We start from the raw sequence: 16,291 nt of genomic DNA, 5'->3' as shown, positions 1-16,291 counted from the left end.
GTTTGAAAGCATAAAAAAAGCCTCATCAGAGAATCGATGAGGCTTTTGTCGTCTTATAAAAGAAGATGATTGCCTATCAGGCAGGAACAGAGCCGCTCAGATCAACGTACCAGCAGTCGTCACCGCGTGTTACGGCTGTAATCACCCAATCTGCAGGAGCATTACTACCCAACGACAGGGTCAGAGTATCACTGGAAGCATATTCAATGTTAAGCGTTGTCTCTCCTGCCCAAGTGACGGTCGCACCATCAGTACTCAGAGAGCCATACCGAAGTATGCAGGTATTAAAATCCTGAAGATTATTGTTCTCATTTACCACGCATACCATACCGGGTTGTGCAGCATCTGGGTTATTAGCACAGAAAGTATGATATTCAATGGGGTAATGGATAGTGAATATTTGGGTGTTAAAGTAGCTTTCAATGACAAAATCTTTCCAGTTTGCGGAAGCATCTGTATTTGTCAGGCGTAATAACACCGGAATTCCGCCTGCGCAATACGCCAATGACACTTGATTTGAGCTACCGCTGTCAAAAATATTATTGAATCGAGGTAAGGAAGTTGATGTTGTAAAGCTGCGATATTGGCTCATATCATATCCATCGCCGCCTGCAGGATAATCTGTCCAAAGCCATGATGTTTTATAATTAGAATCTGAAATAATCTCCATAGATTTATAGTTCCAGGAGCCGCTTTCATTTCTGACGTTAGAAAACTGATCTTCAGGAGTAATTGCATTATAACTACGATAATCCTCCTCAGGATGCATTATACAATGATCGTAGATCCCGCAGTCATAGGTAAAATGAGCGAGGAAGTGATTCTCATCCACTTTTTCTACTGTAACAGAGACTTGTTTAGCCGCGGGTGTCACGACAACGTCTTTTGTTTCTGGAGAGTACGTAATCGTCGCCGTAGTTGCTGTTCCATAACCTGCACCAATGCTGCCGACTGAGTAAATTGAAACTGATTCACAGGTCAGATATACAGATGAGGATAGTAACGTCACCGGGTTCAAAATAGCGAGCGTGCCTGAAATAGTATCTGCACTGTAGTTTTCATAGCAATACGAATCGAACAGAGGCGGTTGTTTTGCTTCACTATCAATGTTTGTTTTAAACCCTCGCATGTCACAGTGCGGATCCATACTGACAATGATATCATCACTGTTTAGGTTAAAAACCGTGACTGATGACAAAGAGTCCTTCACATGAATAGTATCCGCTAAATCACGAATATCTTCACTCATAAAATTTTCTTGTTGATTGACAGGATCAAAGTCGTTATATGATGCGCTAATCATAGCCTTGTTATTATTAATTCTTACTGAGCGATAAGCCCATTTCGTTAGAGCATACACCTCAACTTTATCATGGCTTGCAACAGTCAGGCTTTCTCCCTGGAAATCTGGTTCAGCATAAAAAATCATGTCACTCATTGTATTTCTCCATTTCATATTTAATTTTGGATACGGCGGATTGTTGGCCTGAATCAAATTTAATGGAGGTAACAGCAATGAATGAAATCACATTAGATAAAAATGGCTTTATTTATATATTTATAGCGGAACGCCATCCCCTCAATGATGCTGTGAGATTTTACGAGAGGAGATGATGTCGGCTAGTGAGGATAACGTGCCATTTTGTGACATCTTCTATTGATTTTATGTATGAGCTTGCGCTGAGAAAGGTGTCTGAACTTATGTCTGAAAGTAGCATTTTCACCTGTGCGTTTTAACGTTCACAGAAGGTCATGCTCACATATTCAGCAAAATGTGAGTTATTTTTCATAATCTGCGTAAAATTTATACTCTAAGTGTTGCAATATGTTTGGTTTTTTATGCTGAGTCAGAGGGCGTAGCATAAATTTCCCTGCTGGAAATGTTTCAGAAATGTTTTTTTTATCTTTGTTCGGGATTTCTCATCCTCCGCGTAAATCAAGGCTCCCTTATTGACGTTTACACATTCTGTTGACAGATTGTAGGGCATGAGGGGCATTTCATGGAGAATCCGCACTGCAACTCAGTCGCTTATGTGAACGGAATCCCCATCCTCTTAACGCCGACCCGGCCGGGTAAAAAACAAAAAAGGCCAGGCGGTGCAAACCCACTGCAAAGGGTAAAACAACAAACATCACATTTGGAGCAGAAGAATGAGTATTTCCTTGAAGAAGTCAGGGATGCTGAAGCTTGGTCTGAGCCTGGTGGCCATGACCGTCGCAGCAAGCGTACAGGCTAAAACTCTGGTTTATTGTTCAGAAGGATCTCCTGAAGGCTTTAACCCGCAGCTTTTCACCTCTGGCACCACCTATGATGCCAGCTCCGTACCGATCTATAACCGCCTGGTTGAGTTCAAAACGGGTACAACTGAAGTCATCCCGGGCCTTGCTGAGAAGTGGGAAATCAGCGAAGACGGTAAAACCTATACCTTCCACCTGCGCCAGGGCGTGAAGTGGCAAGACAACAAAGATTTCAAACCGACGCGCGATTTAAACGCCGATGACGTGGTGTTCTCTTTCGATCGTCAGAAAAATGCCCAGAATCCGTACCACAAAGTGTCCGGCGGCAGCTATGAATACTTCGAAGGGATGGGTCTGCCAGATCTGATCGCCGAAGTGAAAAAAGTGGACGATAAAACCGTTCAGTTCGTCCTGACTCGTCCGGAAGCACCGTTCCTGGCTGACCTGGCGATGGACTTCGCTTCTATTCTTTCCAAAGAATATGCGGATAACATGCTGAAAGCCGGTTCCCCGGAGAAAGTGGATCTGAACCCTATCGGTACCGGTCCATTCCAGCTGCAGCAGTACCAGAAAGACTCCCGTATTCTGTATAAAGCATTCGAAGGTTACTGGGGCACCAAGCCGCAGATCGACCGTCTGGTCTTCTCCATTACGCCTGACGCTTCCGTGCGTTACGCCAAGCTGCAGAAGAACGAGTGCCAGGTGATGCCGTACCCGAACCCGGCAGACATCGCGCGCATGAAGCAGGATAAAAACATCAACCTGATGGAGCAGGCCGGTCTGAACGTTGGCTACCTCTCTTTCAACACTGAGAAGAAACCGTTTGATGACGTGAAAGTCCGCCAGGCGTTGACCTACGCGGTGAACAAAGAAGCCATCATTAAAGCGGTTTATCAGGGCGCTGGCGTCGCCGCGAAGAACCTGATCCCGCCGACCATGTGGGGCTATAACGACGACGTTAAAGACTACACCTACGATCCTGAGAAAGCCAAAGCGCTGCTGAAGGAAGCCGGTCAGGATAAAGGCTTTACCGTTGAGCTGTGGGCGATGCCGGTACAGCGTCCGTACAACCCGAACGCTCGCCGTATGGCGGAGATGGTTCAGGCCGACTGGGCGAAAATTGGCGTTCAGGCCAAAATTGTGACCTACGAGTGGGGCGAGTATCTGAAACGCGCCAAAGCGGGTGAGCATCAGGCGGTGATGATGGGCTGGACCGGTGACAATGGGGATCCGGACAACTTCTTCGCTACCTTGTTCAGCTGTGCGGCAGCGAAAGACGGTTCCAACTACTCTCGCTGGTGCTACAAGCCGTTTGAAGACCTGATCCAGCCAGCGCGTGCGACGGACGATCACAACAAACGTATTGAACTGTACAAGCAAGCGCAGGTAGTTATGCACGATCAGGCTCCGGCTCTGATTGTTGCTCACTCCACCGTGTACGAACCAGTGCGTAAAGAAGTGAAAGGCTATGTGGTTGATCCATTGGGCAAACACCACTTCGAAAACGTTTCTGTCGAATAATTAAAAGCAATTAAGGAAGCGCTGCGCCCCGGTATTGTGTAGGCCGGATAAGCGCAGCGCCATCCGGCGTAATGCTTTACCCGCGATGCAGTTTGCGTGGGATAAGATTTGTGAGCAATACAGACTCACGGTTCCAGGCCGTGCGTCATTAGAGAGAATCCGGGTTATGTTGCAGTTCATTCTCCGACGTTTGGGACTCGTCATCCCCACGTTTATCGGTATCACTCTTCTCACTTTTGCCTTCGTCCATATGATCCCCGGCGATCCGGTAATGATCATGGCGGGTGAACGTGGAATCTCCCCTGAGCGTCATGCTCAACTGTTGGCTGAACTCGGTCTGGATAAACCGATGTGGCAGCAGTACCTCCACTATATCTGGGGGGTTATGCATGGTGACTTAGGTATCTCGCTGAAAAGCCGCTTACCGGTATGGGAAGAGTTCGTACCTCGCTTTAAAGCAACGCTGGAACTCGGCGTTTGTGCGATGATCTTCGCCGTTGCGGTGGGTATTCCGGTGGGCGTACTTGCTGCTGTGAAGCGCGGCTCTATTTTCGATCACACCGCCGTTGGCCTGGCGCTGACCGGTTACTCCATGCCGATCTTCTGGTGGGGCATGATGCTGATCATGCTGGTTTCCGTGCAGTGGAACCTGACGCCGGTTTCCGGTCGGGTGAGCGACATGGTGTTCCTTGATGACTCCAATCCCCTGACCGGTTTTATGCTGATAGACACCGCCATCTGGGGGGAAGAGGGCAACTTTATTGATGCGTTGGCGCATATGGTTCTGCCGGCGATGGTGCTGGGTACCATTCCTCTGGCGGTCATTGTGCGTATGACCCGTTCATCGATGCTGGAAGTGCTGGGCGAGGATTACATTCGCACCGCGCGCGCCAAAGGCCTGACCCGTATGCGCGTCATCATCATTCACGCTCTGCGTAACGCGATGCTGCCCGTGGTAACCGTAATCGGCCTGCAGGTCGGTACGCTGCTGGCTGGGGCGATCCTGACCGAAACTATCTTCTCCTGGCCGGGGCTGGGGCGCTGGCTGATCGATGCGCTGCAACGCCGTGATTATCCGGTGGTGCAGGGCGGGGTGCTGCTGGTCGCGACGATGATTATTCTCGTCAACCTGCTGGTAGACCTGCTGTACGGCGTGGTGAACCCGCGTATTCGGCATAAGAAGTAAGGGGCCATCATGTCACAGGTTACTGAAAATAAAGTTATTGCTGCACCGGTGCCAATGACTCCGCTGCAGGAGTTCTGGCACTATTTTAAACGCAACAAAGGCGCGGTTGTCGGGCTGGTTTATGTTGTCATCATGATTCTGATTGCGGTCTTTGCGAATGTTCTCGCCCCGTATAATCCGGCTGAGCAGTTCCGTGATGCGCTGCTGGCACCACCTGCGTGGCAGGAAGGCGGTACCATGGCGCATCTGTTTGGTACAGATGATGTGGGCCGCGATGTGCTGTCCCGCCTGATGTACGGTGCGCGTCTGTCGCTGCTGGTCGGTTGTCTGGTGGTTGTGCTCTCCCTGCTGATGGGCGTGATTCTCGGGCTTATCGCCGGCTACTTTGGCGGGATTGTCGATAACGTCATTATGCGTGTGGTCGATATCATGCTGGCGTTGCCGAGCCTGTTACTGGCGCTGGTGCTGGTGGCGGTGTTTGGCCCCTCGATTGGCAACGCCGCGCTGGCGCTGACGTTCGTGGCATTGCCGCACTATGTACGTTTGACGCGCGCCGCCGTGCTGGTGGAGGTTAACCGCGACTACGTCACCGCATCCCGCGTGGCGGGAGCCGGTGCGATGCGCCAGATGTTCGTCAATATTCTTCCTAACTGTCTTGCGCCGCTGATTGTTCAGGCGTCGCTGGGCTTCTCTAACGCCATTCTCGATATGGCTGCTCTCGGCTTCCTGGGGATGGGCGCACAGCCGCCTACGCCGGAATGGGGCACCATGCTCTCTGACGTGTTGCAGTTTGCGCAAAGCGCCTGGTGGGTCGTGACCTTCCCGGGGCTGGCAATCCTGCTGACGGTGCTGGCATTTAACCTGATGGGTGACGGTCTGCGTGACGCGCTCGATCCCAAACTGAAGCAGTAAGAGGTTCGAGATGGCGTTATTAAATGTAGATAAATTATCGGTGCATTTCGGCGATGTCGGTTCCGAATTCCGCGCCGTAGACCGCATTAGCTACAGTGTGAACCAGGGTGAAGTGGTTGGCATTGTTGGGGAGTCAGGCTCTGGTAAGTCCGTCAGCTCGCTGGCGATTATGGGATTGATTGACTACCCAGGCCGGGTAATGGCCGAAAATCTGGAATTTAATGGTCGCGACCTGAAGCGCATCTCAGAGAAAGAGCGTCGCCAGTTAGTGGGCGCGGAAGTCGCGATGATCTTCCAGGACCCGATGACCAGCCTTAACCCGTGCTATACCGTTGGTTACCAGATTATGGAAGCCATCAAGGTGCACCAGGGCGGCAACAAAAAAACGCGTATTCAGCGGGCGATTGACCTGCTGACGCTGGTCGGGATCCCCGATCCGGCCTCGCGTCTGGATGTATATCCGCACCAGTTGTCCGGTGGGATGAGCCAGCGCGTCATGATCGCGATGGCGATAGCCTGTCGTCCAAAGCTGCTGATTGCCGACGAACCGACCACGGCGCTGGATGTGACTATTCAGGCGCAAATCATCGAGCTGCTGCTGGAGTTGCAGCAAAAAGAGAACATGGCGCTGGTCTTGATTACGCACGATCTGGCGCTGGTGGCCGAAGCAGCGCACAAAATTATCGTGATGTACGCCGGGCAGGTTGTGGAAACCGGGGCCGCGCAGGATATTTTCCGCGCGCCGCGTCACCCGTATACCCAGGCGTTGCTGCGCGCGTTGCCGGAGTTTGCTCAGGATAAAGCGCGTCTGGCTTCGTTGCCGGGCGTGGTGCCCGGTAAATATGACCGCCCGAACGGCTGTTTGCTGAATCCGCGCTGCCCCTATGCGACCGACAAATGCCGCGCTGAAGAACCTGAACTGAACCTGCTGGAAGGCGGTCGTCAGTCGAAATGCCACTACCCACTTGATGATGCCGGGAGGCCTGGGCTATGAGTACGCAAAAGGCCGCTTTGCCACAGCCGCTGTTGCAGGCAATTGACCTGAAAAAACACTACCCGGTGAAAAAGGGCATGTTCGCCCCGGAACGCCTGGTGAAAGCGCTGGACGGTGTCTCCTTTACCTTAGAACGCGGTAAAACATTGGCGGTGGTCGGCGAGTCGGGCTGCGGGAAATCCACCCTTGGCCGCCTGCTGACAATGATTGAAGTTCCGACCGGCGGTGAGCTGTATTACCAGGGGCAGGATCTGCTTAAGCACGACCCGCAGGCGCAGAAGCTGCGTCGGCAGAAAATCCAGATTGTGTTCCAGAACCCGTACGGTTCCCTGAACCCGCGTAAAAAAGTCGGGCAGATTCTGGAAGAGCCGCTGCTAATCAACTCCGCGCTGAGCAAAGAGCAGCGTCGTGAAAAGGCGCTGGCGATGATGGCGAAAGTGGGGCTGAAAACTGAGCACTACGATCGCTATCCGCACATGTTCTCCGGCGGTCAGCGTCAGCGTATTGCCATCGCTCGCGGGCTGATGCTTGACCCGGACGTGGTGATTGCCGACGAACCGGTCTCGGCGCTGGACGTTTCCGTTCGTGCGCAGGTGCTAAACCTGATGATGGACTTGCAGCAGGAACTGGGGTTGTCATACGTCTTCATCTCCCACGACCTGTCGGTAGTTGAGCACATTGCCGATGAAGTGATGGTGATGTACTTAGGCCGCTGTGTGGAAAAAGGAACGAAGGATCAGATCTTCAATAATCCGCGTCATCCGTACACGCAGGCGCTGCTTTCCGCAACGCCGCGCCTGAACCCTGACGATCGTCGTGAGCGTATCAAGCTGACCGGTGAGCTGCCAAGCCCGCTGAATCCGCCGCCGGGCTGTGCGTTCAACGCGCGCTGCCGTCGTCGCTTTGGTCCGTGTACCCAGCTTCAGCCGCAGTTGAAAGATTACGGCGGTCAACTGGTCGCCTGTTTCGCCGTTGACCAGGATGAAAACCCGCAGCAATAAACGTGGGTTATGACCCAATAACCGGAGCCTTGTGCTCCGGTTTTTTTATATTTTGTTTTTACGCCCACAATGTGAGTCCTCTGGCAGAACATTATTCCATAGCGTCTAAAATGTAGTCAGATTTTCTCTCGTCACAGAAATATCTGTGTCGCAGTTGCTAACTATCAGGAGCAAATGTGGTCACGATACGCTGGGATATTAAAACAATTGATCGTCTGTCGATGGTTGAGGATGTCCTGAAGGAATTTTCCTGCTGCGATATCAATATCATCTCGATGAAAGTCACGCCTGGACGGATCCTGATTAAATCCTGGTGCCGCCAGTTACAGGATATTTCCTGCGTGCAATCCTGTTTAAGCCAGCGCACCGATATTATTAACGTCGCTTACCTGTGCGAAGAGATAAGCGAGCTGTCGATGTCTGAGCCAGAACGCCCGCGCTATTTCTCTGACATTATTTGCAGCAGCCAGAGCATGCACTCGCTTATCGAAAAGGCGATAAAAATTGCCGACAGCAAATACACTGTTCTGATCCGCGGCGATACGGGTACCGGCAAAGAGCTGTTAGCCCGGGCTATCCATAATTCCGGGCAGCGGCGTTTTTATCCGTTTATTCCGGTCAACTGCTCTGCGCTACCTGAGTCGCTGATGGAGAGTGAATTCTTTGGCTACGAGAAAGGGGCTTTTAGCGGCGCAGACGGTAAAGGCAAAAAAGGGCTGTTTGAAATGGCCGATAAAGGCACCCTTTTTCTCGATGAATTTGGTGAAATGCCGCTGAGTTTACAGGCTAAACTCCTGCGTGTTCTTCAGGATGGCGGGATCCGTCGCGTTGGAGGGGCGCAAATTATTCCGGTCAATGTGCGCATTATTGTGGCCACCAACGCCAATCTGGAAGAGAGGGTGGAACAACGTCTGCTGCGCGCGGATCTCTATTACCGCATCAACGTACTTTCACTGACTATTCCGCCTTTGCGGGAGCGTCCGCAGGATATCAGCCTGCTGATTCGCCACTTTGTGCAGAAATACGCGAAGGAATTCCAGCGGCGGATCATTCTGGATAAAGCCTGCTTTGATGCCCTGCATCATCACAGCTGGCCGGGAAACGTGCGTGAACTGGAAAATACCATTATTCGCCTGATGCTGATGGCGGAATCCGATGTTATTACGCGGGAAGAATTAGGGATGGTGAATTTGCCCGCCGTTGAGCAGGCACCGACAGAACGTCCTTTTAAAGAACAGGTTTTGTGTGCTGAACGTCAGCTTATTGAACAGATGGTGGAAGAGAATGTGTCGTCGCGGCATATTGCCAAAGCGCTGGGGGTATCACATACCACGGTACTGAATAAAATTCGCAGCTATCAACTGGAGAGTGTGGATTAAGCGCCGCCAGTGGCTGACGGCGCAGTATACGTGGATTATTCAATCAGCTTCAATAATGGCGACAGGCACAGCAGGATCCCGTACAGCAGGATGAGCCAGGTTTTCAGCCCGCGCAGTTTTTCCAGTTGCGTTACTTTATAGATCAGGAAAAACGGAATAATACACGACACAATCCCGTACAGTGGGCTACCTAACTGGAAGAACACCAGTACCGAGACGCGAAACGATACCCAAATGACCAGGGTGATAACAATAAAGGTGCAAATACCCAGTGTAAGCACCAGGGGATTAATTTTCTCGACGTCAATAACGCGACTCAGAACGTTAAGAATAATACCTTTAATCGCCTCGTGGAACCCCAGATAAATACCAAAGAATGCGGTTAATACGGCGAAGATATTCAGCACCGTGGAGGTGATATGAATAATTTGCCCGGGAATGACCTGCGCCGCCAGCGCCAGTGCGGAAATATTTTGTTCAAAGGCCGAAACGGCCTCTTCATGGCTAATGGAAAAGGTAAAAGAGAAAGAGAAAAACAGAATGACCGCAATCAGCGTAATGTAACTGATCCGATGCGTACGGATTGCCATACGCGTGGCCAGCACCCGATCCGCCACCCGTTTGCGGTAGGCGATGTTCATTGGGTTCAACACCTGAATAAACACCGCTGAGAAGAAGCAGAACGGGATGGTCAGCAGCACGTCGCGAAAGAAGACCGATGCTTCAGGGAATGCGCTGATATTAGCGAAGTTCCAGTGCGGAACCATCGCAAAACCAAACACGATGATGATACCCACTTTGACTACCACCATCGGACCGGAGATTTTGAACAGCAGTTTTTCTCCCCCGGAAGCAATGGCGACCAGCACGGCAAAAATGGCCACTTTGTAGATTATCGACTGTGAGAGATCGGCCTCGGTCAAGCCGAAAGTTTTGATATATGAGGCACTGTCAAAAACCACGGATAAGGAATAGATAAATATGCCGTGAATAATCATCAGAAAATAGATGACGCCAAGAAATACGCCCCAGTTCTTGCCCAGATAATGACTAATAATATCAGTATAGTCATTACAGGTTTCACTTTCTGATAATGTTTTTAAATAAATATCCTGCACAATATAGGTTGCCGGATAGGCAATAATAAAGGCGACAATGAATACCCAAATGCCTGTTAAACCTATTTGTACCGGCATCAGTACCGTTCCGGCGCCAATTGCCATGCCGATGCACAGTAATACCCAGCCAAAATCGTATTTCGTGAATGGTATTTTCTTTGAGAATGGTACGGCGGTTGCTGTATTGTTGCTTAGTTGTAGTGTGTTGTCCTGCATAGAACCCCCTGCCCAAAATACGCGCTCCCCCCGAAACAGGATTGCGCGTATTGCCAGACTGTTGTGCCTTGATTCTCAACAACCTGAACCGATCTGCGTCGGTTCAGGTCATAATGGTCAGAATGTTGCCTTTCTGATGGCGTGTTCAAGGTCGTTAATAATATCTTCTGGATCTTCAAGACCCACAGAAAGACGGATAAGCCCGTCGGTAATACCTGCTTTAAGCCGTTCCTCTGGCGCAACGGGCGAATGTGTCATAGACGCTGGGTGCTGAATGAGGGTTTCGGTATCACCGAGACTGACCGCGAGGAGGCACAATTCTACAGAATTGATCATCCGTCTGCCAGCCTCGAGGCCGCCAGCGATTTCGAAGCTGATGATTCCTCCTGGCAAGCTCATCTGCCGCTGGCCCAGCTCATACTGTGGATGCGAAGACAGGCCAGGATAATAGACCCGGGTAATGGACGGATGCCCTTCGAGGAAGCGGGCGATTTTCAACGCGTTTTCACAGTGGCGCTCCATACGAATACCCAGCGTTTTAACGCCGCGCAGCGTCAACCAGGCGTTGAACGGACTCATGCAGCCGCCAGTGATATCTTTCAGCCCAACAAACCGAGCCTGGTCGATGAACTCCTGCTTACCGACAATGATGCCGCCAATCACGTCCCCGTGGCCGTTGATGTATTTAGTGACGCTGTGCACCACAATATCTGCGCCCAACTGTAAAGGTTGCTGGCAGTAGGGCGACATAAAGGTGTTATCCACCACCAGCAATGCGCCTTGCTGATGGGCAATGCCGGCCACCGTTTCAATATCAACCAATGAGAGCGTCGGGTTAGCGGGTGTTTCGATATACACCACTTTGGTTTCCGGACGCATGGCGGCGCGAATTTCTTCAGGCTTAGCCGCATCGACAAAGCTGACTTTAATGCCAAACTTCGGCATGCTGTGCGACAAAAACGCGTGGGTACAGCCGTAAATCGCGCTGGCGGAAACAATATGGTCGCCCTGCTGGCATAACGTCAGCAGCGTTGTGGTGATGGCAGAAATACCGGACGCGGTTGCCAGCCCGGCTTCACCTCTTTCCAGTACCGCCAGTTTTTTCTCCAGCGCATCGGTGGTGGGGTTACCCAGGCGGGTGTAAATGTACCCGGACTCTTCGAGCGCAAAGCGGGCGGCACCTTGTTCGGCGCTGTCAAAAACAAACGTTGAAGTCTGGAAAATAGGCGTACTGAGCGCGCCAGTTGAAGGGTCGGGTTGTTGCCCCGCGTGAACGATCTGGGTGTTGAATCCGTAAGTACGACAGTCAGACATGATATCTCCTTTAATTCGGAACAGAACAGCTCACAGTCAAATAGCAATCGCTGTGCCAGAAATTGAATTAATAGATATCAATGGGTTATGTGTTTTCCTGGATTGATAGTCGGCAGGAATGTTGCCAACTGGCAAGAATCTTTCCAGCGTACTGGCGAGAAAAAAGGGTGAAATGCGAGGCGCTACGCAGAGCGGAATATTGCGCAGTGATATGGCTAGTGGGCTACCGTAGAATCAGCGGCAAGCCGGGAATTCCCGGTGAGGCGCAATGTTGCGGGGGCTTGATCCCCGGCGGCATCGGTTGCTGGAAAGAGAAAACCCCCGCACGTTGTTCGGTATAAACCTGGCAACAAAACGGGGGCTAACTTGACTCCAGACAAGTTAAGGATAGCCGCGAACAGTTGCCATTGCAACACAGGCGGCTATATGACGCTCGCACAGTTAGGCGTGGCCTTCTGGCACGATTTAGCGGCTCCAGTCATCGCTGGCATTATTGCCAGCCTGATTGTGAGCTGGCTGCGTAACAGAAAGTAATGCGCTTTGTGGGCGTCTGTCTGCCGCGATGGCAACATGCGCCCGAACCAGGCCGCAGGGGCGACCTTGCGGCCTTTTTCGGCTTAAATGCAGATAAATCTCGTCGTCAGGTGCCTATCCTGTCGCGATAATGCATGCTGGGAAGTTTTCAGATACCGCCTCTCTTAATACCGCTACGATCGGGTATACTCTGACGGCAGTTTCGTCTATCCGTGGAGAGTCAGTTTGCGTGTCAGTCGCTCGTTAACAATTAAGCAGATGGCAATGGTTGCGGCCGTTGTCATGGTGTTTGTGTTTATTTTTTGCACCGTTTTGTTGTTCCATTTGGTCCAGCAGAACCGCTATAACACGGCTACGCAACTGGAAAGTATCGCTCGCTCCGTCCGTGAGCCTCTGTCGGGCACAATCCTGAAAGGGGATATTCCCGAAGCGGAAGCCATTTTACGAAGTATTCGGCCTGCAGGCGTGGTCAGTCGTGCCGATGTGGTGCTGCCCAATCAGTTTCAGGCGTTGCGCATGAGCTTTATCCCTGAGCGTCCGGTTCCGGTTACGGTGACCCGTCTGTTTGAGCTTCCGGTACAAATCTCGCTACCGGTCTATTCTCTTGAGCGTTCTGCGAACCCGCAACCGCTGGCGTATCTGGTGCTGCAGGCGGATTCTTACCGCATGTATAAGTTCGTGATGAGTACGCTCTCAACGTTAGTGACCATTTACTTACTTCTATCGTTAATCCTCACAATAGCCATCTCATGGTGTATTAACCGATTGATTTTGCATCCATTACGTAAAATAGCACGTGAGTTAAACGATATTCCCCAACAGAATCTGATTGGCTATCAGCTGACGCTGCCGCGTCTGCATCAGGATGATGAGATTGGCCTGCTGGTGCGTAGCTACAACCTCAATCAGCAGCTGATTCAGCGCCACAGTGAAGAACAAAGCAACAATTCAATGCGGTTCCCGGTTTCCGAACTGCCCAACAAGTCGTTTCTGATGGAACTGCTGGAGCAGGTTGTTACCCGCCAGCAGACGACGGCGCTGATGATTGTCACCTGCGAAACCCTGCGTGATACCGCGGGTGTGTTATCCGAGACCCAGCGGGAAATCCTGTTGCTTACGCTGGTGGAAAAGCTGAAGTCAGTATTGGCCCCCAGAATGGTGCTTACCCAGGTGAGCGGCTATGACTTTGCCATCCTCGCACATGGCGTAAAAGAGCCCTGGCACGCGATTACGCTAGGTCAGCAAGTACTTACTATCGTTAATGAGCGATTACCGATTCAGGGTATTCAACTCCGTCCTGCCTGCAACATTGGGGTGGCGATGTTTAATGGCGATTTGACCGCAGAACAGCTATACCGCCGGGCGCTCTCAGCCGTGTTAACGTCGCGCCACAAGGGTAAAAACCAGATTCAGTTCTTTGATCCGTTGCAAATGGAAGAGGCGCAGCAGCGTTTGACGGAAGAGAACGATATTCTTACCGCGCTGGATAACCGTCAGTTTGCGCTCTGGATGCAGCCGCAGGTGGAGATGTCCAGCGGTAAAGTATTGAGTGCAGAAGCATTATTGCGAATGCAGCAGCCGGACGGAAGTTGGGAGCTGCCAGAAGGGTTAATCGACAGGATTGAGTCCTGTGGTCTGATGGTAACGGTCGGTTACTGGGTGCTGGAAGAGACATGCCGCCAGCTGTCAGCCTGGCAGGAACGCGGCCTGATGCTGCCTCTGTCGGTGAACCTGTCTGCGCTACAGCTGATGCACCCGAGTATGGTGTCGGATCTGCTGGAATTGTTAAATCGCTATCGCATCAAGCCAGGGACGTTGATTCTGGAAGTGACCGAAAGCCGGCATATTGATGATCCTAATGCCGCTGTGGCTATTTTACGCCCGCTGCGCAACGCAGGCGTGCGTATCGCACTGGACGATTTTGGCATGGGGTATGCCGGTCTGCGACAGCTGCAGCATATGAAGTCGTTACCGGTAGATGTACTTAAAATCGATAAGATGTTTGTCGATGGCGTTCCTGAAGATTGCAGCATGATCTCCGCCATTATTCAGCTGGCTCATAGCCTTAATTTGCAGATGATCGCCGAAGGCGTCGAAACCGAAGCGCAACGCGAATGGTTATCACAAGCCGGAGTTGAAGTGGCGCAAGGGTTCCTGTTTGCAAGGCCGGTCCCGGCAAATATCTTCGAAGAACGTTATCTGACGCCGGAAAACGCTGATTACAAAAGTTAAAAAAGGTCTCGCTTGTGCGAGCCAGCTCAAAATTTTTAACATTTCTGTATCAATTATGATCCAGGTGCATTTCTGTCATGTTGAGTGGGTGTTACTTTAAGGCCGCAGGTTAAACAAAACCTTACAAGACCTGTGGTTTTTACTTTAAGGACACCCTATGAAAACCTCTATATTCAAAAGCCTTTACTTTCAGGTCCTGACAGCAATTGCCATAGGTATTCTCCTTGGCCATTTCTATCCTGAATTAGGCGCACAAATGAAGCCGCTTGGTGATGCTTTCGTTAAGCTCATCAAAATGGTCATCGCACCTGTCATCTTCTGTACTGTCGTTACCGGCATTGCAGGCATGGAAAGTATGAAAGCCGTAGGCCGCACCGGTGCGGTTGCACTGCTTTATTTTGAAATTGTCAGTACGATTGCGCTGATCATCGGCCTTATCATCGTCAACGTGGTGCAACCCGGTGCCGGGATGAACGTCGATCCGGCGACGCTGGATGCCAAAGCGGTTGCAATGTATGCAGAGCAGGCAAAAGACCAGGGGATCGTAGGTTTCCTGATGGATATTATCCCGGCGAGCGTCATTGGCGCGTTTGCCAGCGGTAACATCCTGCAGGTATTGCTGTTTGCAGTAATGTTTGGTTTTGCGCTGCATCGTCTGGGTAGCAAAGGCCAGATGATTTTCAACGTGATTGAAAGTTTCTCACAGGTTATTTTCGGCATCATCAATATGATCATGCGCCTGGCGCCGATCGGTGCTTTCGGTGCCATGGCCTTTACCATCGGTAAATATGGCGTCGGGACGCTGGTCCAACTGGGTCAGTTGATCATCTGCTTCTACATCACCTGTATTTTGTTCGTGGTGCTGGTGCTGGGCTCAATTGCGCGCGCAACCGGCTTCAGTATCTTTAAATTCATCCGCTATATCCGTGAAGAACTGCTGATCGTTCTGGGGACTTCCTCTTCCGAGTCCGCGCTACCGCGCATGCTCGATAAGATGGAAAAACTGGGCTGTCGGAAGTCGGTTGTCGGATTGGTTATACCCACGGGCTACTCGTTTAACCTTGATGGGACATCAATCTATCTGACGATGGCGGCGGTGTTTATCGCACAGGCCACCAACAGCCATATGGATATCTTCCATCAGATAACCCTGTTGGTAGTGCTCCTGCTCTCCTCAAAAGGTGCTGCGGGTGTGACCGGGAGTGGCTTTATTGTTCTGGCCGCGACTATCTCTGCGGTGGGGCATTTGCCGGTTGCAGGTCTGGCGCTGATTCTCGGTATTGACCGCTTCATGTCTGAAGCCCGTGCGCTGACCAACCTGATTGGTAACGGTGTGGCAACTGTCGTTGTGGCTAAATGGGTGAAAGAATTGGACACCAAAAAGCTGGATGATACGTTGAATAACCGTGCGCCGGATGGCAAAACGCACGATTTATCCTCTTAATCTCGTCACTTATGCCCGTAGTCCCTTCCAGGACTGCGGGTGTTTGCGCATAATTACCCCCTGTGCCTGAAACTGCCGATTCGGCGGCGTCGGGATTTTTTCACTTCCTCCGTGACATTTTTATGTTCTTGCGGTCTAACACGAAGTGTTTTTAACGTCATATTCAGAGAGTCCTTTCACGGGCTGTCTTTTTATTTCCAGG

At 51.2% G+C, this 16,291-nt stretch carries 13 protein-coding genes and 1 pseudogene; 10 read left to right on the top strand and 4 right to left on the bottom strand.

Features of this window, described 5'->3' with window-relative positions; translation table 11 throughout:
- Positions 1 to 76: 76 nt before the first annotated feature.
- Positions 77 to 1,438 carry a hypothetical protein gene (locus LA337_22460; GenBank protein ID UBI15880.1) on the bottom strand — a complete coding sequence of 454 codons (1,362 nt, stop codon included), beginning with the start codon at positions 1,436 to 1,438 and terminating at the stop codon, positions 77 to 79.
- Positions 1,439 to 2,000: 562 nt separating this feature from the next.
- Here LA337_22460 and LA337_22455 point away from each other — a divergent pair.
- The 7 genes from LA337_22455 to LA337_22425 all read left to right on the top strand — a co-directional run bounded on the left by LA337_22455 (position 2,001) and on the right by LA337_22425 (position 9,231).
- Entirely contained in the window at positions 2,001 to 2,237 is a 237-nt protein-coding gene (locus LA337_22455; GenBank protein ID UBI18548.1) for a hypothetical protein, read from the top strand.
- The gene (locus LA337_22450) at positions 2,152 to 3,759 is read left to right on the top strand and encodes an ABC transporter substrate-binding protein (GenBank protein UBI15879.1); all 1,608 of its coding nucleotides are present in this window, start codon (positions 2,152 to 2,154) and stop codon (positions 3,757 to 3,759) included. Before LA337_22455 ends, LA337_22450 begins: the two co-directional genes overlap by 86 nt.
- Positions 3,760 to 3,925: 166 nt before the next feature.
- Positions 3,926 to 4,945, top strand: a complete 1,020-nt coding sequence (dppB, locus tag LA337_22445) for a dipeptide ABC transporter permease DppB (GenBank protein UBI15878.1) — start codon at positions 3,926 to 3,928, stop codon at positions 4,943 to 4,945.
- A 9-nt stretch (positions 4,946 to 4,954) separates the two neighbouring features.
- Positions 4,955 to 5,857 (top strand): dipeptide ABC transporter permease DppC, encoded by a 903-nt coding sequence (dppC, locus tag LA337_22440; GenBank protein UBI15877.1) that lies wholly within the window; start codon positions 4,955 to 4,957, stop codon positions 5,855 to 5,857.
- A gap of 10 nt (positions 5,858 to 5,867) precedes the next feature.
- A complete protein-coding gene (gene dppD / locus LA337_22435) occupies positions 5,868 to 6,851 on the top strand; it encodes a dipeptide ABC transporter ATP-binding protein (GenBank protein ID UBI15876.1) in 984 nt (327 codons plus the stop codon).
- Positions 6,848 to 7,852 carry a dipeptide ABC transporter ATP-binding subunit DppF gene (dppF, locus tag LA337_22430; protein UBI15875.1) on the top strand — a complete coding sequence of 335 codons (1,005 nt, stop codon included), beginning with the start codon at positions 6,848 to 6,850 and terminating at the stop codon, positions 7,850 to 7,852. The genes dppD and dppF overlap by 4 nt, the downstream gene beginning before the upstream one ends.
- Positions 7,853 to 8,028: 176 nt before the next feature.
- Positions 8,029 to 9,231, top strand: coding sequence for a sigma 54-interacting transcriptional regulator (locus LA337_22425; protein ID UBI15874.1), 1,203 nt, complete (start codon positions 8,029 to 8,031; stop codon positions 9,229 to 9,231).
- Positions 9,232 to 9,266: 35 nt separating this feature from the next.
- On the opposite strand, the gene LA337_22420 is transcribed toward LA337_22425, so the two are convergent.
- From LA337_22420 to LA337_22410, 3 genes and pseudogenes are all read right to left on the bottom strand, one after another.
- Complete coding sequence (locus LA337_22420) at positions 9,267 to 10,565, bottom strand: amino acid permease (GenBank protein UBI15873.1); 1,299 nt, start codon at positions 10,563 to 10,565, stop codon at positions 9,267 to 9,269.
- Between the two features lie 117 nt (positions 10,566 to 10,682).
- Positions 10,683 to 11,879 (bottom strand): methionine gamma-lyase, encoded by a 1,197-nt coding sequence (gene megL, locus LA337_22415; GenBank protein ID UBI15872.1) that lies wholly within the window; start codon positions 11,877 to 11,879, stop codon positions 10,683 to 10,685.
- Between the two features lie 234 nt (positions 11,880 to 12,113).
- Positions 12,114 to 12,355: pseudogene (locus tag LA337_22410) on the bottom strand (hypothetical protein).
- Between LA337_22410 and LA337_22405 the strand changes: the two are divergent.
- From LA337_22405 to dctA, 3 genes are all read left to right on the top strand, one after another.
- Entirely contained in the window at positions 12,306 to 12,413 is a 108-nt protein-coding gene (locus LA337_22405) for a type I toxin-antitoxin system toxin Ldr family protein (protein ID UBI15871.1), read from the top strand. The pseudogene LA337_22410 and the gene LA337_22405 sit on opposite strands and share 50 nt — an antisense overlap.
- Positions 12,414 to 12,638: 225 nt before the next feature.
- On the top strand, positions 12,639 to 14,645 hold the full coding sequence (gene hmsP, locus LA337_22400; GenBank protein ID UBI15870.1) for a biofilm formation regulator HmsP: 2,007 nt from the start codon (positions 12,639 to 12,641) through the stop codon (positions 14,643 to 14,645).
- Between the two features lie 157 nt (positions 14,646 to 14,802).
- A complete protein-coding gene (dctA, locus tag LA337_22395) occupies positions 14,803 to 16,089 on the top strand; it encodes a C4-dicarboxylate transporter DctC (protein UBI15869.1) in 1,287 nt (428 codons plus the stop codon).
- Positions 16,090 to 16,291: the final 202 nt, after the last annotated feature.

This window comes from Citrobacter europaeus, assembly GCA_020099315.1.
Taxonomy (GTDB): domain Bacteria; phylum Pseudomonadota; class Gammaproteobacteria; order Enterobacterales; family Enterobacteriaceae; genus Citrobacter; species Citrobacter europaeus.
The sequence above is the reverse complement of the archived record's forward strand: the minus strand, read 5'-3'. Positions and strand labels throughout refer to the sequence as shown.

Coding starts and splice junctions, on each gene's coding strand:
- LA337_22450 (UBI15879.1), top strand. CDS start 2,152: ATGAGTATTTCCTTGAAGAAGTCAGGGATGCTGAAGCTTGGTCTGAGC.
- LA337_22455 (UBI18548.1), top strand. CDS start 2,001: ATGGAGAATCCGCACTGCAACTCAGTCGCTTATGTGAACGGAATCCCC.
- LA337_22460 (UBI15880.1), bottom strand. CDS start 1,438: ATGAGTGACATGATTTTTTATGCTGAACCAGATTTCCAGGGAGAAAGC.
- dppC (UBI15877.1), top strand. CDS start 4,955: ATGTCACAGGTTACTGAAAATAAAGTTATTGCTGCACCGGTGCCAATG.
- LA337_22420 (UBI15873.1), bottom strand. CDS start 10,565: ATGCAGGACAACACACTACAACTAAGCAACAATACAGCAACCGCCGTA.
- dctA (UBI15869.1), top strand. CDS start 14,803: ATGAAAACCTCTATATTCAAAAGCCTTTACTTTCAGGTCCTGACAGCA.
- LA337_22405 (UBI15871.1), top strand. CDS start 12,306: ATGACGCTCGCACAGTTAGGCGTGGCCTTCTGGCACGATTTAGCGGCT.
- dppB (UBI15878.1), top strand. CDS start 3,926: ATGTTGCAGTTCATTCTCCGACGTTTGGGACTCGTCATCCCCACGTTT.
- dppD (UBI15876.1), top strand. CDS start 5,868: ATGGCGTTATTAAATGTAGATAAATTATCGGTGCATTTCGGCGATGTC.
- dppF (UBI15875.1), top strand. CDS start 6,848: ATGAGTACGCAAAAGGCCGCTTTGCCACAGCCGCTGTTGCAGGCAATT.
- megL (UBI15872.1), bottom strand. CDS start 11,879: ATGTCTGACTGTCGTACTTACGGATTCAACACCCAGATCGTTCACGCG.